Source organism: Nostoc sp. (genome assembly GCF_036919595.1).
Classification (GTDB): Bacteria; Cyanobacteriota; Cyanobacteriia; order Cyanobacteriales; family Nostocaceae; genus Nostoc.
Genome location: NZ_JBALCO010000079.1, coordinates 1 through 22346 on the forward strand (window position 1 = coordinate 1; position 22346 = coordinate 22346).

The following is a 22346-nucleotide window of genomic DNA, read 5'->3' on the forward strand; positions in this document are numbered from 1 at the left end:
CTTGATCTGGTGATGATTGTTGCGTCATGTTTCATATTCTACGACGCACTTACTTACTTTTTTCTCCCTGCCCCGGTTTTCTGAGCGGATACGTAAATTAAAGGGTTTAAAACCTGCAACTTCAACACATAGCTTTAGTTTCAGTCGGGGTTTAAATAATTGACAATTTAGGTCATCTGGAAAAGCCCACGAAAACCTAACCCCCTTCCCGACGCGGGAAGGGGGAAAATTCAAAGTCTCTGACGCCACGTGCAACAAAAGTGGCTCGCCGGACGCCAGTCGCTCATGGGGAGCCACAGCGGTGGAGGGGTTCCCCGCCATAAAGGAGCCAGCGCTGTGCTGTTAGCGCAGCGTAAAGCCTGTGGCATGGCTTCGCTTAGAGCGACGTAGGAACGTCGGCAGTCCGGTCTTCTCCCTTGGCGCTAGCCTCTCACGAATGGGATTCGGGGAAACGCCAAGGGCGATGAGGGTTTCCCGCAGGAGTTGCCGTGCATGGTTCCCCGACTTGAGGCGACTAGCGTCAAGTGGCGTGGAAACCCCCTGTAAGAGCGCTGGCTTAAATGAGAGATTTAGAGAGAGGTCAGACTGTGTTGCATACAAACAAGAAGCGCTATAACCTGGGTTTTAGCACCCTTTTAACCAAACACGGATTATGAAAAAGCTGATCAACAAGCCGGAAGATTTTGTGCGGGAAAGTCTAGAAGGTATGGCAGCGGCTCACTCCGATTTAATTAAACTGAACTATGATCCCGTTTTTGTCTATCGAGCTGATGCATCTATACAGGGGAAAGTAGCAATTATTTCTGGTGGCGGCAGTGGACATGAACCAATGCACGCTGGCTTCGTGGGCAAAGGAATGCTTGATGCAGCTTGTCCTGGTGAGGTTTTTACTTCACCTACTCCTGACCAAATGCTAGAAGCAGCCAAACGGGTAGATGCAGGCTCTGGTATCCTTTATATCGTCAAGAATTACAGCGGCGATGTGATGAACTTTGAGATGGCAACGGAGTTAGCCCGTAGTGAGGGCATTCGAGTGCTAAATATTTTGATTGATGACGATGTGGCAGTGAAGGATAGCCTCTATACCCAAGGACGCCGGGGTGTGGGAACAACAATACTGGCAGAAAAAATTTGTGGTGCTGCGGCTGATTTGGGGTATGATTTGCCACAAATAGCAAATTTATGTCGCCGAGTAAATCTAAATGGGCAAAGTATGGGAATTGCTCTAACATCCTGTACAGTCCCCGCTAATGGAACGCCGACATTTGAATTGGGCGATCGCGAAATTGAATTAGGTATCGGTATCCACGGGGAGACAGGAATAGAACGTACAGCCATAAAATCAGTAGATGAGATCACGGAAATTTTGACACGATCGCTCATTGAGGATACAGCATACAGTCGCACACTGCGTGAGTGGGATGAAAACAAGGGAGACTGGGTAGATGTAGAACTAATAAATCTCCCATTTGCAAAAGGCGATCGCCTGTTAGCTTTCGTCAATAGTATGGGTGGAACTCCCATTTCTGAACTGTATATTGTTTACCGCAAACTCGCCCAAATCTGCGAACAGCAAGGATTGCAAATTGTGCGAAACTTGATAGGCCCTTACATCACATCTTTAGAAATGCAAGGTTGCTCGATTACCCTGCTGAAATTAGATGATGAGATGATCCGGCTATGGGATGCACCAGTAAAAACGCCAAGTTGGCGCTGGGGAATTTTATAATTACGTTAGTAAAGCCTACGGCATGGCTTCGCTTAGAGCGAGCCTTTGAGCGTCATTACGAATTATTTTGATATGGTGAGTCAGGCGCAGATATTAGAATGGTTGCAGGCGTTTGCAACCGAGATAGAGCAGAATAAATCATATTTGACAGAATTAGATGCTGCGATCGGAGATGCTGACCACGGGATCAATATGGATCGTGGCTTCAAAAAGGTAAGCGTTCAGTTACCAACTCTTACAGATAAAGACATTGGCAACATTCTAAAAGTTGTAAGTATGACGTTGATTTCTTCTATTGGCGGTGCAAGTGGCCCTCTTTATGGCACTTGGTTTTTACGAGCCAGTACAGCAGTAGTAGATAAGCAAGAATTAACAGCACAAGATGTATTAGAGCTACTCCAAGCAGGGTTAGACGGCGTGCTACAACGTGGCAAAGCGCAACTAGGAGACAAAACAATGGTGGATGTGCTATCTCCGGCTGTGGCGGCTTTTGGGCAGGCTGTAGGGGAAAGCAAAGGGACGCTGGAAGCAATGCAACAGGCTGTAGCAGTAGCCCAAAGGGGGTTGGAAGAAACTATACCCATGCAGGCGAAAAAGGGACGGGCTAGCTACCTGGGGGAACGGAGTATCGGGCATCAAGATCCAGGAGGGACTTCTGCTTATTTGATGTTAAAGAGTTTGTTAAGGGTGTTGGAAAGTTTTAGGTAATATCAAGTTCGGGTAATTAGTTATGATTCCCACAGTCATTGCACCCCACACGCTAGCTACTTCAATTCTGGAAAAGACTGTAAGCCTGACTATTAGCGCAAATTGAGAGTTTCGACCGCCCAGACGGATTGCGCGGTTGTGGCTATTCTTAAAAAGAAAATAAAAACTATTTCTCTATTTTTACGCCTATTTGATATTCGGAAGTTGAAGTAGATGAATTCCATTCGCTAAGTCTAAGCATATTTTTAAAAAAGTGAGATGCACCCGTAGACATCGCCTAAAAATTAAAATTTATCTGATTATCTGATTGACAACAGATGTACTCTGAATACGCCATTTACCTCGTTGTCGAATTAAATTATACCGAACTCGCAAATTCTCATTAGAAGAGTTTTTAAACTGGCCATTTTCATATAACTGTGTCGCTTCCTTAACCGTAGCTTCCACTGCGGCACGATCACTAAATAAATCAATTTTTTCTACAGATTCAATCTTCAGGCTATGGTCGTACTTGCGGTAGCGGTTGTCTGACCTATCCTGTTGAGCAATCAGCCGCCATTGAGATAAAGCTGAACCAGTTAAAATCTGCTCTAAATTATTAATCTCATGATTGGGCCCTAAAGCTGCGGCTTTAGTAGATAGCCAAGTCCGAATAACTTCCTCTGCTGTTGCATCTGTTATAGGGCCATCTAGTGGTTGTGGTTTACTATTTGGATCAGGAATAGCTATTGGTGGTTGATTTATTTGTACAAACAACTGTGAGCCACCCACAGATGGTGTAGGAAAAAATAGATTTTTTAACCATCCAAAAGTTGTTGTGGCTAACACCCAGAAAACTAATATACTCACCAAAGAAATAAACACTCTCCATACCAGCCGTGTTTTCCCTTCTATGGTGTTAGCAAAAGTTCGCCGCCGCCGAGGACGACGAGACTGAGGACGATTATCTGGTACACGCTCTCGGCTAGCAGATGAAGTCGGTTTTCTCCTTTTACGCTTTTGGTTATGACCGGGTGCAGCAGTCTTAGCTGAACCATTCAAATGCTGATTAGTATTTCTGCTCATCCGTTCGGCAGTAGGAACATCTGATTCTACACTCCCAAATGAATTCCACATGGGTGGTAATAAATTTGAATGTTCCGGTGTTTGTTTTGTTGGTGTTTCTGGCAAATCTGGGTCAGGTGTTCTGCTGTGATTAAATTGCCCTGAGGTTCTAGTTGAATTTTTGGGGAAATGGGGATTATTACTCTGGGGCTGGGGAAAATACTGGGGGTTAATTACAGCCCATTCATTAGTTGTTTCTGCATCAGTTGGCAGTGCTTCTAAATAAGCTTGGACCTGTTGGTTAGCAAAGTAATCTTTTAGGAAAGCTTGCTGGTTTGCTAAATCTCGAAAATGGGGAAATACTTCGTGTTGCAACCATTGTTCTGCATATAGACACAGCCCTGGTAACAAATCTGGAGAGTCTTGAGATTTTTCCCGAATAAAAACTAAAGCTTCGTACTCCTGACTAAGTTCTAAAACACGAGTTGCTTCTTCAGTTTGTCCCAAGAGTAATGCACATAGCGACTGTTCTAAATGTACATCTTGGCGTTTGCCCAGGCGCATGAGCATTTGCCTTGCTTGACGAATTAAAGCAGGTTGACGTTGAGCAAATCCGCGTGCTATCAAAGCATAAACAGCTAAGTAAGTGGCAACAGCAGAAGGACGTTTACTTTGGGCTTCAAATAACTTGTGCTGCTCTGCGACTGTTAAGTGGTTGCGTAACTGCTGGATAAATCGCAGAAAGTCATCTATATTTAAACCAGATTCATCATTGCTGGTGCCATCAATGCCACCACGATCTTCTAAGAGATTTTGCAATAATTCCAAGCCTTGGCGTCGTTCGGCAGTCTTTTCTTGAGGTAGTGCCAGCAACTCCAAAATTCGATATGGTCGCAATTTGTAAAGATCCGCCTGAATTTCTGCCTGTACACTAGAGAACAACCCTTCGCGTGCTAACAGTTCTTGACCAGTTTCTAGTGATATGGCGGCATTTTCATAGTGACCTTGCTGCCACTGTTCACGACCTAATTCTAGACAAGCAAGGGCAACAGTGAGAACAACATCTGGATGTTCAGCACTTTCGTGTATTTCTTCATCTGTTAAATTATTGTCTTTTCTTGCACTTGTAACACCATTTTTATTTACCAGGTACGGACGACCTAGTTTCAATACAAGTTCATATTCCCCCAACTCTTGCAAAATTAATAAAGCGCCAACTAATTCGTCTTGGGGAATTTCGATGCCCAGACTCTGGGTATTAATACCCCTTTTGTGGCTCTCTGTGCGATTTTCCAGTGCTACTGCGGCAGCAGCAAGGTTATCAGGGTCATAAGCGTGGGCAAGATAAAGCTGATCGTAGATACTGCGTTCTTTTGGATCTGATAAAACCACGTAAGCTTCTTCTATGAGTTGTTTACGAGAAGAAATTGCTGCCTGAGAATACTCACGTCGTGGCAATTGTACAATGCGATCGCTGTATGCCTGCCGCAATTGTTGATCACTTGCCGCCAACGGTAGTCCTAAAATTCGGTAGTAATCTAGCGGAATTCGCACAGCCTACTTCCCCTGCACCGTGATCAATATAATTCACCTAGAACTTTCCAGGCCTGTAAAACCGTGCCATAAAAATACCGTGTAGAATTTACTCCACAAGTGTATATTCCAACAACTTGTTTTGTACCTTCCCGAAATTTTGAGTCACATTCTATTACTAATTTTTTGCTTTCGCATAGAAGGCCTCAATTGTTTGTCTTAATTCTTAGTATTTTTGTTTAACACGACTATATCAGCCTTCGATACCACAAACCACAACTACCGCTTTTAATCACGGCATAAATGTTGTGGTTGCAAGAATCTATTGATGATGGATTTTTTTGGGACTTTCTCAGTATCTGGTAACAAAAATACTATTATTGGGAGTTGGACCCTGATAACAGAATAGGAGAAGAAAATCATATCATAATTAACCTTTAATTACAATTACCTATTTGGGTATAGAGACTTTTACTTCCTTTTTTTTAAATTGTTAATGAACATGCAGAAAGCAGTCTATCTTGATTGCTAGTCTATGAAGGGCAATCGTGAGAGAAAAACCAAAGCGGCAGATATTGTCGTTAGAGTCAAATCCTCACGGGGCATGGGCTGAAAACTTAAAAATCAATAATTAAAAATTCAGCTATTCCCTAAGACTCTTTTTTGGTGCATAAATAAAGTTTGATTGTTGAGTCTTGCAAACGCTAGCCTGTTAAAAGCTGAGGTGTTATCAGACCGACTTATTTAAGACCGTAACTTTAAGTTGTACAACAGGGATACTCAAAAATAATGGTTCAAGAGCGTACTTTACCCACATTTAATCCTGCTACTACGCACATTACTAAGGAAGAAGGGTTACGGTTGTATGAGGACATGGTATTAGGGCGCTTGTTTGAAGACAAGTGTGCTGAAATGTACTACAGGGGCAAAATGTTTGGTTTTGTCCATTTGTACAACGGTCAAGAAGCCGTTTGCAGTGGTGTTGTGCAGTCAATGCGACCGGGTGAAGATTTCGTTTGTAGTACCTACCGCGACCACGTTCATGCTCTGAGTGCGGGTGTCCCAGCAAAAGAGGTAATGGCAGAATTATTTGGTAAAGCCACAGGTTGCAGCAAAGGGCGCGGTGGTTCCATGCACATGTTTTCTGCTGAACATCGGTTGCTGGGTGGCTATGCTTTTGTGGCTGAGGGAATTCCTGTAGCAGCTGGAGCGGCTTTTCAAAGCAAATACCGCCGCGAAGTACTAAAAGATGAAAGTGCTGACCAAGTGACAGCTTGCTTTTTTGGCGATGGTGCAGCTAACAACGGTCAGTTTTTCGAGACGCTAAATATGGCAGCTTTATGGAAACTGCCAATTCTGTTTGTAGTCGAAAATAATAAGTGGGCCATTGGGATGTCTCACGAGCGAGCCACTTCTCAGCCAGAGATTTATAAAAAAGCCAGTGTATTTAACATGGTGGGCGTGGAAGTAGATGGCATGGATGTACTAGCAGTCCGAGCCGTAGCCCAAGAAGCTGTAGCCCGTGCCCGTGCTGGTGAAGGGCCAACATTAATTGAGGCACTTACCTACCGCTTCCGGGGTCACTCCTTGGCAGATCCTGATGAAATGCGAAGCAAGGCTGAGAAAGAATTTTGGTTTGCCCGTGATCCAATTAAGAAGTTGGCAGCTTATTTGGTGGAGCAAAACCTTGCGGATGAGCAAGAAATCAAAGCTATTGACCGTAAAATTCAAGATGTAATCGACGAAGCGGTTAAATTCGCCGAAAGCAGCCCCGAACCAGACCCCAGCGAATTATATCGTTTCGTGTTTGCAGAAGACGAATAAAAAGTTAGGAGTTAGGAGTTAAAATTGTTAACTACTGTATGCAATTAATCGCGTCTCCCCTAACTCCTAACTCCTAACTATCCTAAACTCAGGACTAAATTTGTGTTTACCATTGCAGTTCAACAGCAACAATACAAAACCTACATCCTTTCAGATGAAACCGCTGGTTCTCAACTAGAAGTTGTCCCAGAACGTGGTGGGATCATCACTCGTTGGCGTATACAGGGGCAAGAAATTTTCTACTTAGATACTGAACGCTTTGCTAATCCTGAGTTGAGTGTCAGAGGTGGAAATCCTATTTTGTTTCCTATCTGCGGCAATATACCGGATAATACGTATACTCACAATGGGCAGCAGTATACTCTCAAACAACACGGCTTTGCCCGTGATCTACCGTGGGAAGTAACTGACCAACTAACTCAAGATAAAATTAGCCTCACCCTTGTCCTCAACAGCAACGAGCAAACATGGGCAGTTTATCCTTTTGACTTTCAAGTGCTGTTTACTTACGAACTCCAAGGTAATACTTTAGAAATTCGCCAGCAGTATAAAAATCTTTCATCAACATCATTGCCCTTTTCTACGGGTTTCCATCCTTATTTTTTGACGGTTGATAAAACTCGGTTAGAGTTTGAAATTCCTTCGCAAAAGTATCAAGACCAGATAACCAAAGAAATTCACCCCTTCAATGGTAATTTTGACTTTAGCCGCGATGAAATTGACGTTGCCTTTAAGCAGCTAACTAGTCAATCCGCCGCTGTGACAGACAACAGCCGCAAGTTGAAAGTAACTCTGGATTATAGCAATGAATATCCGATTTTAGTGTTTTGGACGCTCAAAGGCAAAGATTTTTACTGTTTAGAACCGTGGAGCGCTCCCCGTAACTCCCTGAACACTGGTGAAAACTTGACTGTGTTAGAACCAGGAAGCAGCTATACGGCATCTGTGCGGTTAACAGCAAATTTTTTCTAAAGTCCTTTACAAATCTATAAATATGTATGCTATGATGGCAAAGTTGCGAAAAACAAATTAACGGGTCGCTAACTCAACGGTAGAGTACTCGGCTTTTAACCGATTAGTTCCGGGTTCGAATCCCGGGCGACCCATATAAAACTTTAAGGAATACTCGCTGAAGCTTTTGAGATAAAGGTAAAGGCGAGTTTTATTGTTAGTAAAATTTTGTGAATGCGATCGCACTGGGGAATAAAACACCTGAGAAAGAGCGATCGCTTTTTGCTGAAGATAAAAGAAAGATTACAGTTAAGGGAAATTAACTAAGTTGTCAGCGTATTTCAGTGCTTTTACGGTTATTTAAGTGCGGGTTGAAGGTGAATAACTGAATTTGAGCTTTTCAACTGGAAGTAACAGATGCAGGTGAATTTTGAGCAAAAAGCTTTTATTTCCTTAGCAGGTCTGGAAACTAAGAACTTATCGGCAAAGCAAATACGATTACAGGGTTTGTCTGGGAGCGATCGCGACTTTTGGCACTTATGGGAGCAGTATCAAGATTATCTTTACAGTCGCTGCTTACAGTGGATGGGAGGTAATCGTCATGATGCCGAAGACTTGTTCAGCCTGGCAATGCTCAAAGCCTGGAATCAATGGCCAGACTATGCCAATAAAATCACCAAGCCTAGGGCTTGGTTGAGCCGACTCATCCACAACCTCTGCATGGATCTACATCGAGAACGTAAACGAGAGGCACAAAGAATCAAAAACGTTGAGGACATTCAATATAGAGATCACGCAGTAGTTACTTCCAGGCTTGAATCTCCTGAGTCAGAGATGTTTGGTCATGAGCTGAGGGCATACCTTTGCCATAGAATTGAGTCCTTACCCACAAGACTGCGCGAACCTTTTATCCTTCGCTACTGCCAAGAAAAGTCTTACAGAGACATTGCCAAGCAACTCGTCCTTTGTGAAGACAACGTTTACAAACGGGTTCAACAGGCGCGAACTATTTTGCAAAAGCAGTTAAGCAAATATCTGGCCGGGGAAGATGACACTCCCCTAGATTCTCTCCCATCCCGATTCAAATGGGTGGTTCCGATGGTGGAATCTAAACCTGCTCAAAGGGTGATATCTGACTGGGAAGTGCCGATAACAAGCATTGAAGAAATTAATTACAAAGTAACCGTTACATGTCTGGAAACCTTGCAACATACTTGGTACAGCTCCCCCAGTCTTCTGGGGTGGAGATGAATGTTCATCTGGTTTTAGACGAAAAGCCAACTAGGCAAGATCAGAAGTTAAAAACATTAAGTAAGTACATCCAGAAGTATCCCCAAGGATGGAAAAAACGATTAGAATTGGCTAATTTGCTGTACGGAATGGGAAGCTGGGAGCAGGCGATCGCAGAATATCGCCAAGTTATTGAGCGATCGCCTCAATTGCTCAATGTGCGGCTGCAACTGGGGAAAATCTTGCAAATGATGAAACGAGAGGCAGAGGCTATAGAGGTATATGGGAGCGCCTTACCACTGTCCACTAATAGAGCAACTCAGCACCACATAGGCGGATTAATTGCTGTCTGTAAAGGTGACACTCAAAAAGCAATCATAGCTTTTGATTCTGCGGCTGACCTAGAACCTGACAAAATAGTTCACTGGTTGGCATTGGGACAAGTGCAGAAGGGGAGAGAAAATCCGATTGGGGCTTTACGAGCCTTTTCACGGGTTTTGTTGCTCAACTCAGATGATATTGTGGCTTTGATTCACAGCTATGATGCACTGATGACAATGGGGAACTTTCAAGAAGCTAGGCAGAAGTTAAGTAGAGCGATCGCTCTAGCTCCCGATGATTTTCAGGTACTCCAACGACAGTTAGATCAGCGTTGCGGGATGAGATTGGTATCCGGTGAAGAAGGGAAGCAGACTAAAAAGCTGATTAGTTCTATGCTGCAACAGGCTCCTCATGCAGCTGAAGCTTACAAATCACTGGCTTATTATCACCTTTATCGGGGAGATTGGGCGCAAGGGGTAGGGGTGTTAGCAGAGTTTGCCGAGGAACACCCGAATAACCCAAGCGGTTGGTATTACTATGGGCAGTGCTTGTTCTACACGGGGGAATATCAGGCGGCGGCTGAGATGATGCTGAAAGCTTATGGTTTGTATCCCAGCGATTGTGAAATCTATCGGGCGTTGTGCGAGATTTTGCCTGTTGCTGGGCGACTAGAAGAATTACAACCTCTATTAGAAGAGATGCCTGAGCGTTTTCCTGAACGGTGGAGTCTTTGGGCGACGGTGGGGCGAGTGCTGGTGGAAAGCTTTCAAGAGATTGAACGAGGGTGTAGTTTCTCTGCTAAGGGAATGCAACTTCAACCCCAATTAGCTGATGCTTGGTTTGGTCATGGGCGGGTGTTGGCTTTAGCGCTTAAATATCAAGAAGCGGTGGCGGCTTTGGAAAAAGGATGGCAGTTTTTGTTAGCAGCGGGAGGTGATCTGCAATCTGCGCCTGCTGCGGTGTGGCTGGGAGAAAGTTACCGAGGGCTGGGGGATGATGAGGTTAGTCGGCGGTGGTGGGAAGAGGCTTGTGTGCCAAGTCAGGAGCTGAGGTCGTTTAACTCGGCTACCGCTGATTACTGGAAAGGGAGAGCGTTGGATGGGTTGGGGGATACTTTAGGGGCGATAAAGGCTTATCAAAGTGCCTTGAATTTGCAGTTGTTTTATCCGGCTCGTGGGGAAGTTAAGGAAGCTTTGATCCGGTTGCAAGCGATGGTGCAGAAGGGTTCTCATGCTTGAGTCTGGTTTTATCCGGTGGATTTATTTAGAGAAAAAACGCCTCTAACTCGAAAAATTCCAAAATCGGCCAGTGGAAACGTCTTATAGATGTGAAGAACAAAAAAAGGCATTCAGATGCTTATTAACAGAGTGCCCTTCTGAACACAACACCAAACACAAGAGGCCAAGAAACTTATGACAAAGCTAAAAGTCGAATTAGTTGACGTTTATTGCCGAGATACCGAAGATGTAACCGGTGCTGACGATTTTTATCTCGTCGGTGGTTTGGTAGGAGGACAAACCACCAAGGCAATTTTGACAACTCCGATTAAAATCAATGATAAGCAAAGGAAATCTTTCAAACCAGACCAAACCGTTTTATTTGAGGGCGAAATCCCACAAGGACAAAGCCTCAAAGGTGGACTAAAGGCTTACGACGAAGATGCTGCAAAAGACTGGGCTAAGTACGGTGACACAGTTAAAAAGATTAGTAGTGCTATTTCAGGTGCTATAGCAGCAACAGGACCACAAGGAGCTGTTGCGGGAACGGTACTTTCAGCAGCTACAACCGCGGCAAGCTGGATCGGTTCTTTGGATAAAGATGATTTACTCGGTACTACCGAATTAGAAATTTCCTCCACAGGACCCTCCCATGAAGAGCGATCCTGGGTAATGTCCAAAAAAAGCGGTACGGGCTGGTCTACCTGGGACTACACACTTACTTATCGTATTAGCCGTTCCTAAAGGACTGATTAATAACAGTATGAGCGCCTGATTTGGGAAGGGGCGTTAGCAGGAAAGCTTACGCACCTTCTTAGGTGTCTGTGCGATGTCTACGACGGGCTGTACTGTTCGGCATCACGTCTTTGTTAAGCATTTGAATTGAGACAGCTTTGAAGATGTAAAGCGATCGCTAATCTTTGCCTTTGTCAGTGCGATCGGTTAACAACACTATACTGATTTTTGATTGTAAAAAGAGCTATCGTGTAGGGCGATCGCTCTTTTAATTGCAGTCAGTGCGATCACCACTTTATGATAAAATTTTACTATTCGGTGGGTAGGCATAATCTAATCCCAAATGCAATATTTAAGGGAAAACACCCTTACAGCATTTGTCAAAAATTAGTACCTTTAGATTGAAGCGATCACTTTGAGATGACTATTTTGGATACTGGGCTACCAAAACTACTAGTTGCAGGGTAGCTAAATCTACAGCAATACACAGCAAGTATGGGGCATAGTACAGTAGTATAGAGCAAGTATAGGGCATATTTATAGTAACTATGGCGTAAAGTTTTTCAACATAGACACACCACACTAGTTATAATTTCCTATAAGTTGAAAAAACTCTTAAGATTTAGCGTGATTATTACGCTTCTTTCACACCGACTAGCTGACAACCACATTAGGAGGACTATCTATGGCGCTTGTACCACTGCGGCTGCTGTTGGATCACGCAGCTGAAAACGGTTACGGCATCCCAGCTTTCAACGTTAACAATTTGGAGCAGATTCAGGCGATCATGAAGGCTGCTGTCGAGACAGATAGCCCCGTAATTTTGCAAGCTTCACGCGGCGCTCGTAATTATGCAGGAGAAAACTTCCTCCGCCATCTGATTTTGGCAGCCGTAGAAACCTATCCTCAGATTCCCATTGTCATGCACCAAGATCATGGCAATGCGCCTGCTACCTGCTACTCAGCAATTAAGAACAACTTCACCAGCGTGATGATGGATGGTTCTTTAGAAGCTGATGCGAAGACCCCCGCTAGCTTCGAGTACAACGTCAATGTTACCCGCGAAGTTGTAAATGTAGCTCATGCTTTGGGTGTCAGCGTTGAAGGTGAACTCGGTTGTTTGGGTTCTCTAGAAACTGGTGCTGGTGAAGCTGAAGATGGTCACGGGTTTGAAGGTACACTCGACCACTCTCAACTGTTAACTGACCCCGATGAAGCTGTTGACTTCGTAGAAGCAACCCAAGTAGATGCTTTGGCTGTTGCCATTGGCACAAGCCACGGTGCTTACAAGTTTACCCGCAAGCCGACTGGGGAAATTTTGGCAATCAGCCGCATTGAAGAAATTCACCGCCGTTTGCCTAACACCCACTTGGTAATGCACGGTTCATCCTCTGTACCAGAAGATTTACTGGCGCTAATTAACCAGTATGGTGGTGCAATTCCTGAAACCTACGGTGTACCTGTAGAAGAAATCCAAAAAGGTATTAAGAGTGGTGTACGTAAAGTAAACATCGACACCGACAACCGTTTGGCTATTACTGCTGCTGTACGTGAAGCTTTGGCTAAAAAACCAGAGGAGTTTGACCCCCGTCACTTCCTCAAGCCTTCTATTACATATATGCAGAAGGTTTGTACTGAACGCTATCAGGAATTTGGCACGGCTGGGAACGCAAGCAAGATCAAGCAAATTTCTTTGGAAGATTTTGCTGCTAAGTATGCTAAAGGTGAACTCAACGTTGTTACCAAGTCAGCTGCTAAAGTTTAATTTTGACAAAAAATAAATAGGGGCACACTGCTGCTATGCTCCTAAAAGACTGAGGATTCTTAATATCGGCATAAACCGGGTGATTACCCGGTTTTTTTTTTTATTCCCAGGTAATGGGCATTGATTATTTTCCCCCAGCTCCTCTGGTTACTGAGCGCAGTCGTAAAGCCTGCGGCATAGCTACGCTTAGGGCGCAGCCTCTGGTAGAGTTGTATGCTCCCTCATCTCCCTTGTCCTCAGCACCTAAAATACTCGATGCTGTAAAGAGGGCATTTGACGGCGGACTTGTTCGAGCCTAGTGGGCTTGATTTGTGCGATCGCAATTCCCGGCTTTTCCCCAGCATCGGCTAAAATTACGCCCCAAGGGTCGATAATGACCGCGTGTCCGTGGGTTAGACGACGGGCGTAGTTATTGCCTGCTTGGGCAGGAGCAATGACGTAGGCGGTATTTTCGATGGCTCTGGCTTGTAGTAGTACTTGCCAGTGGTCTTTGCCAGTTAAGGCGGTAAAGGCGGCGGGAACAAAGATAACATCAGCTCCCTTATCTGCTAGATGACGGTACAGTTCGGGGAAGCGGACATCATAACAAATAGAAAGTCCTAAATTACCAAATTTTTCGGAAAAATGGACAGGTGGTAGTTGCGTACCAGCCACAACTGTGCTGGATTCCCGATAGGTGTTGCCGTCGGGGACGTTAACATCAAATAGGTGTACTTTGTAGTAGCGCGCAAGTTCTTGACCGTTTGGGTCGATGAGTAGAGTGGTGTTATAAACTTTGCCTGTATTGTCTACAGGAAGTGGAAAGCTGCCGCCCAAGATTGTAATTTGAAAGCGTTGAGCCATTTTTTTGAGAAATTTTTCACTTTCAAGAGCGATCGCATCGCCTTGGGCGAGTTTGTCTTTTTCTTCTCCCATATAGGAAAAGTTTTCTGGCAAACCTACCAATTCAGCACCTTGACGCACGGCAAGCTCAATTAATTCTTCTGCCTGGGCCAAATTTTTCTGTAAATCTGGCACACTGGTCAATTGAATAGCGGCGGCTAAATAAGATTTCATAGGTTCAACAACGAACAGTTGATTTATGGAAGATAGATTATCAAAATATATCGCTAGTTAAACATTTGTGGAATTTAATTAGAAATGTATCAGCGAAGATTTTCTTTAACGGACTTGTTTTATTGCTGCTCTTAATATTCCTCTGGGTTCTAGCAAACTGAGTAATATTAAGATTAGGTTGTGATTAAACTCTGATCAAAACTACCTGCTGTGGATATTCCTATTCTCATTCAAACATTTATCGCTGTGTTTGTCCTGGCAGATGCTGTGGGCAATATACCAATTGTTTTAGTTTTGACTAAGGGCATGATGCCAGACCAAAGAAACAAAGTTATAGATAAAGCAATTATCATTGCGATCGCAGTTCTTTTGCTATTTGCCTTTGCAGGGCAAGTAATTTTAAATTATTTGGAAATCAGTATCGGCTCTTTGCGAATAGCAGGAGGACTATTGTTGCTGTTAATTGCTTTGCAAATGCTGCGGGGAGAATTAGATCAGCCGATTATTGAAGAAGGACGCGATGTCGCAATTACTCCACTAGCTTTACCACTGCTAGCAGGACCGGGGACTTTGACAACGGTAATGTTGCTGATGTCGAAATCACAGAGTCCGCATATTGCTGTGGGAGTGGGTATCTTAGGGGCGATGTTTATCACTTGGTTGATTTTGCGTTTAGCAAATCTGATTGACCAGTGGATTGGTGCAGAAGGTGGAATAATTGTGACTCAACTTTTGGGTTTTTTGTTGGCGGCGCTAGCAGTGGAAATTGGTAGTACCGGAATTAGGGAGTTGTTTTTGAGCTAGAAAACTCCTAAAATTATTCGCGATCGCAAACTGTATACAAATGTAAATAAGTTTGAAAGACGAGAAATTCGCGCCTCTCAAACTTGTTTATAAAAATTAACCTAAACTTAGAACAACATGGATAACTCAAGAGGATTTTATTGCCAATTGAGTTTCAAAGATACTTTTCGAGGGTGGAAGCTAATGTAGTTTTAGGCACAGCGCCGACCACCATATCCACTTTTTGTCCACCCTTAAAAATCATTAATGTGGGAATGCTGCGGATGCCGTATTGACTAGCAACATTAGGATTTTCATCTGTATTGACTTTTACGACCTTTATTTGACCTTTGTACTGTTCGGAGATTTCATCGACAACAGGAGCTACCATACGGCATGGTCCGCACCAGGGTGCCCAAAAGTCAACTAAAACGGGTACCTCGCTGTCGAGTACTTCTTGCTTGAAACTAGAATCGGTAACTTGTGCGGCTGTTGACATGCCTAAAACCTTCGCCAATAATATCTGAACTTGGTGAAAATTCTACCATAGCAAAAACCTCAGCTTGGAAGTGCGAGGATGTACATTTGCAAAGAAGCTCTCTTATTTTATTTATAAACATAAGGAACCGCCCGAACAGTAGTTCGGGCGGAGTGTGGTGTGAGGAGTGAACGGAAACATGCGTCTCCGCTATTTCTATTGTAGGCGACATATCGGATTTTTCCAGCAATTGTTTAGGGGCCTGGAAAAATTTATTCCAAAATTAGGTATTGGGCACTTGTACATTGGGCATTAATTATTTTTTCCCTATCTCCCTCATCTCCCTATTCCCTACTCCTTTATTTCCCCATACCTAATTGTTGAGCTTTTTGATAAACTTTACCCTCAGTTAATAAAGAAGGCGCAATCACAATTTCCACTTGTTGCATTTCTTTAATATTTTTAGCTCCTAAGGTGCCCATGCTCGTCTTTAAGGCTCCTAAAAGATTGTGAGTGCCATCATCTAGTCCTGCTGGCCCAATGAGTATTTGCTCTAGGCTACCAGTGGTGGCAACGCGAATGCGGGTGCCACGAGGCAACACTGGACTGGGAGTCGCCATGCCCCAATGATAACCTCGTCCTGGGGCTTCGGCGGCTCTGGCAAAGGGGGAACCAATCATCACACCATCAGCACCACAGGCGATGCATTTACAAATATCGCCACCGGTGATTAAACCACCATCAGCGATGACGGGGATATAGTTGCCAGTTTCCTTGTAGTAATCATCTCGTGCCGCAGCACAATCAGCGATCGCAGTTGCCTGTGGTACACCCACACCCAACACACCACGGGACGTACAAGCAGCACCAGGTCCAATTCCCACCAGTACCCCAGCCGCCCCAGCTTTCAACAAATTCAACGTGACTTCGTAAGTCACGCAATTCCCCAATACTACGGGGATGGGCATGGAACGGCAAAATTCTGCTAAATCAAGTGGTATTAAAGACTCTGGTGACAAATGTGCAGTAGAAACTACCGTAGCTTGTACAAAAAATAAATCTGCCCCAGCTTTTGCTACCGCCTCACCGTATTTACTTGCACCCGCTGGAGTTGCACTCACCGCCGCAATACCACCTTGTTGTTTAATTTCCTGAATACGTTGTTCAATTAATTCCGGCTTTATTGGTTCGGCATAGAGTTCTTGCATCAAGGCAACAAATTCATCTTTCCCCACAGAGGCAATCCGATCTAATATTGGCTCTGGGTCAGCATAGCGAGTTTGAATCCCCTCTAAATTGAGGACACCTAATGCTCCTAACTGTGACAAAAGTACAGCCATGCGAACATCTACTACGCTATCCATTGCACTGGCAATTATCGGGATTTCTCGCTCAATATTGCCAATACGCCACTTAGTATCTGCCAAACTGGGGTCTAGTGTTCTGTTACCGGGGGCTAGAGCAATTTCATCTATTCCGTAAGCTCTGTGAGCTGTTTTTCCCCGCCCAAGTTGAATTTCCACGCTTAACTTTTCTCAAATCTGTTTAAGCTAGGGTATCAAATTGTGAGATAGATTGGGGCGTTTTTTTTCCGAACTACACAGATAAATTCCAGTTATCCAAGCCGCCGCTCAAAACTTTGGTGGATGCAAAGTATGCACCAAGGAAGCAAATGAGCAAAAGTTGTTAATTGGTTTGAAGGTTAGTGTTGTTTGAAGGTTAGTGTTGCAGTAGTTTTTAGACACTTGGACTTTTATGTGTTTGTTATTACTAAGTTCATGTCAAGATGATTGGCATTAGTTCTTTTAATTTCCTTGTATTAATTAAGGTCAAGCTATGCAAATTACTAGAAATAATCTCAAATTGGAATAATTTGTATCGTTTCAAATCGAAAAACCTTTTGAATATGAAGATTTTCAATTCCATTATCCAAAATCGTTCGAATGAGCGACTTGTACCGAGGTAAGTTGTTCGCGTAGCGTTCCGCAGGAAAGTCCAAAATCCAAAATTGGTTTGATTTATCGTTTATTTTTAGCTGCATCCACACCAGTGTAACCAGTGGCTAACCAAATTATCGCTCTGGCTCCATCGCGAATAGATTTTTCGATAGATTCAGGAGGTTTTTCGGAAGGAACTGGCACTGGTTTTAAATAAATACCCCGACTACCCAAAATAATTTCGCCGATGACACAAGCTCGGCGCATATGGAAGTCTGAAGTAATCAAATAAACGCTCTTGATGCCGCGAGCTTGCAAATCATCCACTAACGTAGTAAAATTAGTAACTGTATCTACAGCTTCGTAGTTTAAGTGTAAACGTTTGCGATCAACACCAGCTTTGGTAAACACTTGTTGGGTAAATCTAGGTGGACTACCCCCAGTAATCCAAATTGGTATATTTGGATGCTCTCGAACAAATTTTGCTGTAAACTTCTCTCGCTCTAAATGTCTGGTTGAACCACCTAACACTACAACTGCTTGCGGCTGTACAGATTGGTTTTGAACTTCTTTGTATCCCCACCAGATGATTAAGGGTAGGACAAAAGCCATAAAACGAAAAGATTTACCTGTAAAGAGTAGCTTATTCAAGGCTGGATAACTTTATTTACTGAGTCCCTAATTTCTCTGGCTATAAAAAAACAACAATTGATATGTAGAGTAGCAAACTCCTCAAAAATCTGCCCAAATTTATATTTGAATGGTTTTCATGTTACAGCGCGATTAAGCGTGCTTGAAGTTTTTCCTCTAATTGATGGATTATCCTAACCTGTATCGGACAATCTATCAAAGGGTTGTAGCAGCTTGTTGAAGAACCCCATTTAGTGGTACATTATATTTTTTTACCGCCCACTGTTGCAAAACCCAGAGTTACAACTCGTTCCTTCGCTGGTCGAGCATCAGCGCTTTATGGGCTTGCTTAAAGGTGTTGGTCAACGACACTGACACAACGCCGCAAAGTCTCTTGACATTCTAGGCTGATGGCTTTAACTTGACACCAATCGCGAGACACTCCGAAGTTCTGAGTGCTGGAAGCCGAGGCTTAGACTTCTCTCCATCCCACAAGAAATAGTTGGATATTTTTTTACTTAGAACTCCCTAACTAAAAACAACTTTGTTAGGAGACATTGCCCTTAGAAGATGAAAATATAATTAGCATCTATTTTACTCACTAGCTGCTGCTTCCAGCCAGACTTCCACATCATCTGCTAATAACTTCTGTGCAGCTTCCAGCATTAATGCTGCTATGTCTTTGAGGTCTTCGCGGTTGTTCAAGTAAGTCTTCAATGCTTCCATTGGGTCGATGCTGGTACTCGCACTCAATTCAGGAATCCGGGGCCTGGCTAATTGACTGACTAATTCTGCTTGAATGGTATAGGTATGAGCGGCACTTAAAGCAGTATGTACAGAAGAACTGTCAATTAAATCCATCTGTTCAGAGCGAAGTTTGTAAATTAGCCGCACTACTGCATCTTGAATATCATACTTGGCGATCGCTTTCATTAATACTGCCTGGGGATCATCTGCTTTCGAGACATCCACTTCAATGGTGCGGAAAGTCCGAACTGTTAAGGGACAAAATTCCCACTCAGCGCTCCCCCGCTCCAGTTCTAACATCACATAGCCTTTGTCTTCTTTTTCTTCACTAAAATCTACCCGCTCAATGCTTCCTGGATAAATCACCGGTGGGTTGTTGGATTTATTCAGGTTCTGGTGGCGGTGGACGTGTCCCAACGCTACATAATCAAAACAAGGTCGCGTCAGCAAAGATAGCGGTAGAGTAAACCCTTTACCCACGGCCAAAAAACGTTCTGCGCCTAAAGCAGCATTGTCAGACATCAAGTGAGCCAGAAGGACAGTTGGCACATTGGGGTCAAGACGACGAATTTCTCCTTCTAGAACAACTCGCAGGCGTTCCGTTAACAGTTGGTTGACTTCTGCCAAAGACAAACCTTCAGTCTCTTGGCGAGTCATCAAGGTGGAACGAGTTAGCCAAGGGAGGGTGATTACTTGCACTTTGCCATTGCGGGTTTGGATGCAGTGAGTAGTTAGTGTGTCACCGACAACAAATCCTGGCACTCCCAAAGTGCGGTAAATATTTAAACTCGCGCCTCCCTGCCCTTGGGAGTGTTGGTCGTGGTTGCCTACCAACAGCACTGTGGGAATATTGGCATCCATGAGACGGCGAAACTGGCTGGCAAAAGCTTGTTGTACATAGGGCGGTGGTGTAGCATCCGGGAAAGCATCGCCACCAAATATCACCATATCAACAGCATCTGTCAGCGCTCGCTCGATACATATAGAGAGAGTATTGACAAAATCCTCCAATCGTGTATTTAACCCCGTTGCGGGATTAATTCGTCCGTGGGAAAAGCCGCTTCCCATGTGGATATCGGAGAGGTGAAGAATTTTAATCATAGATATCTTAATTTAACTATATGAGGTTAAATTACCACGCCAATTATACTATTGCTTACAGCATTCTGCGTTTTAATAAACCATAGCTTAGAAGCTTTACATATAAGTCGCTAAAATTGAAATTTTTAAAAGTGTCGTCTACTTGAATAATCGCTGTGTCTGCAATTTGTAACAAATGATGATTTTTGTAATACATATTACTTACAATAGAAGTATTAAAACACAAGCTTAGTCTTGTCGATCACTACCAATTCAAACAGAATGAGTATCTCGGACACTCAGGCAATCCAAGAAAAAATCAATATTTGGAAGAAAAAACTTGCTGGCGACTCCAACAGTAATCCTTTACTTGATTTTCGCAAAAACAAAAAACCAGTAATTGATATTCTTACAACCTCTTCAGTTTTATATAAAAACTTTGTAGGAGAACCCACTCCATTTCCTTTTAGTCAACTCACAACCAAGCAGAGTGATACTGACCGGATCAGGCTATTAGATGAAGTTTGTAAAGGTGCGAAATCAAGCTTGGAGGAGAAGGGTTTTAATAGTCTCTTTCTAATTTTTGGTACTTTAACATGGTTTGACCCCGAAAAACCCCAGGAAAAGTATGTTTCTCCAATGCTGCTTGTTCCTGTCAAATTGGAAAAAAAAGGCAGAAAGTTGCCAGAGTTCACACTTTACTCTACTGATGATGAGATTTCTGTTAACTTTATTTTAGTCAACAAGTTACGTGAAGATTTTAATATTGTACTGCCTGAGAGCGATCGCGTTCCAAAATTGAGTTATGAGAGTTTTTTTGATGCTGTTCGTGGTGCGATCGCTAAACAACCTGACTGGCATGTACAAGAAACAGCACACATTACTTTGTTCCAGGATGCAAAAGCAGCAATGATTAAAGACTTGGAACAAAATCAGCAAAAGATAGCTAATCATCCTATCTTGAAAGAACTAGCCATAAAACGAACACCTGATAATGTCAATAAGCTCTCCATTACTCAAGAGCAAGAACTTGAGAAAATAGATCCCTCATCAATTTATCAAATATGTGACGCAGACTCCAGCCAGCAAGTAGTTATAGAAGCTATAAAGGCAGGACTTAGCTGTGTAGTCCAGGGGCCTCCTGGTACAGGAAAAAGCCAAACTATTGTTAACATCATCACTGAGTTAATCGGCAAAAATAAGAAAGTGCTTGTAGTTGCGGAAAAGCAAACTGCTCTAGAAGTTGTCTTTGACAGACTTAAAAAAAGTAAGTTGGAAGATGTTTGTCTAAATTTACACCACCAAGTCACAACAAAAGCAAAAGATTTCTTTAATCAATTAGACCAAACTTTCACTCAGCTTTCAGAAAGAAACAAAGCACAACACCAAGATTGGGATACATTCTTTAAACCTTTACGTGACTATCAGCAAGTTCTCAATGAGCATGTAGTAGGCCTACATAAACAGAAGCAACCATTAAATAAATCTGCTTTTGACCTGTATGGCGAAATTCTCAGGTTAGAACGAAAAGAAACTCCTGTGCTAGAGTTTAATCTTGATAATCTGGACGATTGGTCAGAAACCAGATTATTGGAAGCAAAAATACCACTGGAAAAACTTGGTCAATTCGAGGCTATATTTCGGGGAAGGCAAAAAACGATATGGTCAAATAGTCCACTAAAATCTGAATCTTGGTCGTCTGATATCAATAATGATTTGCGTAGTCATATTGACAATCTCAGTCAAGGAATAAAACTTGCTCAGGATACTATAGCTTCATTGACGCAACTGCTAAAAATAACAGAATCACTCGAAACATTGTATGATTTGGAACGGTTCCAGCCAGCAGTAGCTCATATCCTTGATGCTCCATCAGGAATTGAAACTTGGTCTCTTTCAACAGATTTAGTCGATTTGAGACAGTCGTATTCTAATTTAGAAAAAGAGATTATAAATTATCAATCTATTAATTCTACATTAAATGCTAAGTATGCTGGTGAATTTTTAAGTTTTGATCTGTTAGAACTTAGGAGACTTTTTGCAAGAAGATTTACAGGTATTTTCCGCTTTATTCAACCAGCTTATTGGCAATGGCGTAATGCTAAGAGGCGCGAACGTCAACGTCTCATAGCTCTACGGCAAGACCAAAATAGAGTTTCTGAGCAAAAATTAATTGCAGATATTGAAAAAGCAATTGAGCGCCAAAATATTTTAAGTATATTAAAAGATCCACAATATCAAGCTCGTACAGCTTTTGGTTCTTCATTTGATGAAGAAATGACGGATTTACTAAGTATTGAGCGAGGTCTTGAATGGTTGGAAATAGTAATTCAACAGTACCAATTAGATAAAGAGACAATAGGCGCAGTTATTGCTTCAAGAGAATGCTATCAGGAGCTAAGAACATTTTTAGAAAATTTGGAATCATCCTTAAATCAGATTAAAGAAGGCTTGAAATTTTTAAGATACAACTTTCCTCAAGAACGAGTAACAGCATTAGGTATATTGGAAAAAACACCCTTAAAGTAAATTGAAAATTCCCGTCAACAAGCCCACAATGAGATTGATTTATTCCAAC

At 42.9% G+C, this 22346-nt stretch carries 17 protein-coding genes and 1 tRNA gene; 11 read left to right on the forward strand and 7 right to left on the reverse strand.

From position 1 onward, the window contains the following. Positions 1-342: 342 nt before the first annotated feature. Positions 343-600, reverse strand: a complete 258-nt coding sequence (locus V7K21_RS11065) for a hypothetical protein (RefSeq protein ID WP_335174130.1) — start codon at positions 598-600, stop codon at positions 343-345. Positions 601-652: 52 nt separating this feature from the next. Between V7K21_RS11065 and dhaK the strand changes: the two genes are divergently transcribed. Continuing rightward, on the forward strand, positions 653-1729 hold the full coding sequence (gene dhaK / locus V7K21_RS11070; protein WP_335174132.1) for a dihydroxyacetone kinase subunit DhaK: 1077 nt from the start codon (positions 653-655) through the stop codon (positions 1727-1729). Between the two features lie 72 nt (positions 1730-1801). Then, positions 1802-2437 carry a dihydroxyacetone kinase subunit DhaL gene (gene dhaL, locus V7K21_RS11075; RefSeq protein WP_335174219.1) on the forward strand — a complete coding sequence of 212 codons (636 nt, stop codon included), beginning with the start codon at positions 1802-1804 and terminating at the stop codon, positions 2435-2437. 291 nt (positions 2438-2728) lie between these two features. On the opposite strand, the gene V7K21_RS11080 is transcribed toward dhaL, so the two are convergent. Next, entirely contained in the window at positions 2729-5035 is a 2307-nt protein-coding gene (locus V7K21_RS11080; protein WP_335174134.1) for an IMS domain-containing protein, read from the reverse strand. 768 nt (positions 5036-5803) lie between these two features. On the opposite strand from V7K21_RS11080, the gene pdhA reads away from it, so the two are divergent. The 7 genes from pdhA to fba all read left to right on the forward strand — a co-directional run bounded on the left by pdhA (position 5804) and on the right by fba (position 13057). Beyond that, positions 5804-6838 carry a pyruvate dehydrogenase (acetyl-transferring) E1 component subunit alpha gene (pdhA, locus tag V7K21_RS11085; protein ID WP_335174136.1) on the forward strand — a complete coding sequence of 345 codons (1035 nt, stop codon included), beginning with the start codon at positions 5804-5806 and terminating at the stop codon, positions 6836-6838. Between the two features lie 102 nt (positions 6839-6940). Beyond that, the gene (locus tag V7K21_RS11090) at positions 6941-7810 is read left to right on the forward strand and encodes an aldose epimerase family protein (RefSeq protein WP_335174138.1); all 870 of its coding nucleotides are present in this window, start codon (positions 6941-6943) and stop codon (positions 7808-7810) included. A 62-nt stretch (positions 7811-7872) separates the two neighbouring features. Beyond that, positions 7873-7944, forward strand: a tRNA-Lys gene (locus V7K21_RS11095). 262 nt (positions 7945-8206) lie between these two features. Then, positions 8207-9040 (forward strand): RNA polymerase sigma factor, encoded by an 834-nt coding sequence (locus V7K21_RS11100; protein WP_335174140.1) that lies wholly within the window; start codon positions 8207-8209, stop codon positions 9038-9040. Continuing rightward, complete coding sequence (locus tag V7K21_RS11105; protein ID WP_335174142.1) at positions 8980-10578, forward strand: tetratricopeptide repeat protein; 1599 nt, start codon at positions 8980-8982, stop codon at positions 10576-10578. The genes V7K21_RS11100 and V7K21_RS11105 overlap by 61 nt, the downstream gene beginning before the upstream one ends. A gap of 174 nt (positions 10579-10752) precedes the next feature. Next, complete coding sequence (locus tag V7K21_RS11110) at positions 10753-11301, forward strand: hypothetical protein (RefSeq protein ID WP_335174144.1); 549 nt, start codon at positions 10753-10755, stop codon at positions 11299-11301. Between the two features lie 676 nt (positions 11302-11977). Next, the gene (fba, locus tag V7K21_RS11115; RefSeq protein ID WP_334797459.1) at positions 11978-13057 is read left to right on the forward strand and encodes a class II fructose-bisphosphate aldolase; all 1080 of its coding nucleotides are present in this window, start codon (positions 11978-11980) and stop codon (positions 13055-13057) included. Positions 13058-13300: 243 nt separating this feature from the next. Here fba and V7K21_RS11120 read toward each other — a convergent pair whose 3' ends face one another. Next, positions 13301-14113, reverse strand: a complete 813-nt coding sequence (locus V7K21_RS11120) for a carbon-nitrogen hydrolase family protein (protein WP_335174146.1) — start codon at positions 14111-14113, stop codon at positions 13301-13303. 210 nt (positions 14114-14323) lie between these two features. On the opposite strand from V7K21_RS11120, the gene V7K21_RS11125 reads away from it, so the two are divergent. Further along, the gene (locus V7K21_RS11125) at positions 14324-14917 is read left to right on the forward strand and encodes a MarC family protein (protein ID WP_335130053.1); all 594 of its coding nucleotides are present in this window, start codon (positions 14324-14326) and stop codon (positions 14915-14917) included. 154 nt (positions 14918-15071) lie between these two features. Here V7K21_RS11125 and trxA read toward each other — a convergent pair whose 3' ends face one another. The 4 genes from trxA to V7K21_RS11145 all read right to left on the reverse strand — a co-directional run bounded on the left by trxA (position 15072) and on the right by V7K21_RS11145 (position 19789). Beyond that, positions 15072-15395, reverse strand: coding sequence for a thioredoxin (gene trxA / locus V7K21_RS11130; RefSeq protein ID WP_273763647.1), 324 nt, complete (start codon positions 15393-15395; stop codon positions 15072-15074). Positions 15396-15733: 338 nt separating this feature from the next. Then, positions 15734-16897 carry a GuaB3 family IMP dehydrogenase-related protein gene (locus V7K21_RS11135; RefSeq protein WP_335174148.1) on the reverse strand — a complete coding sequence of 388 codons (1164 nt, stop codon included), beginning with the start codon at positions 16895-16897 and terminating at the stop codon, positions 15734-15736. A gap of 495 nt (positions 16898-17392) precedes the next feature. Then, entirely contained in the window at positions 17393-17923 is a 531-nt protein-coding gene (locus V7K21_RS11140) for a YdcF family protein (protein WP_335174150.1), read from the reverse strand. Between the two features lie 612 nt (positions 17924-18535). Continuing rightward, positions 18536-19789, reverse strand: coding sequence for an exonuclease SbcCD subunit D (locus tag V7K21_RS11145; protein WP_335174152.1), 1254 nt, complete (start codon positions 19787-19789; stop codon positions 18536-18538). Positions 19790-20050: 261 nt separating this feature from the next. On the opposite strand from V7K21_RS11145, the gene V7K21_RS11150 reads away from it, so the two are divergent. Then, complete coding sequence (locus tag V7K21_RS11150) at positions 20051-22297, forward strand: DUF4011 domain-containing protein (protein ID WP_335174155.1); 2247 nt, start codon at positions 20051-20053, stop codon at positions 22295-22297. Positions 22298-22346 lie beyond the last annotated feature (49 nt).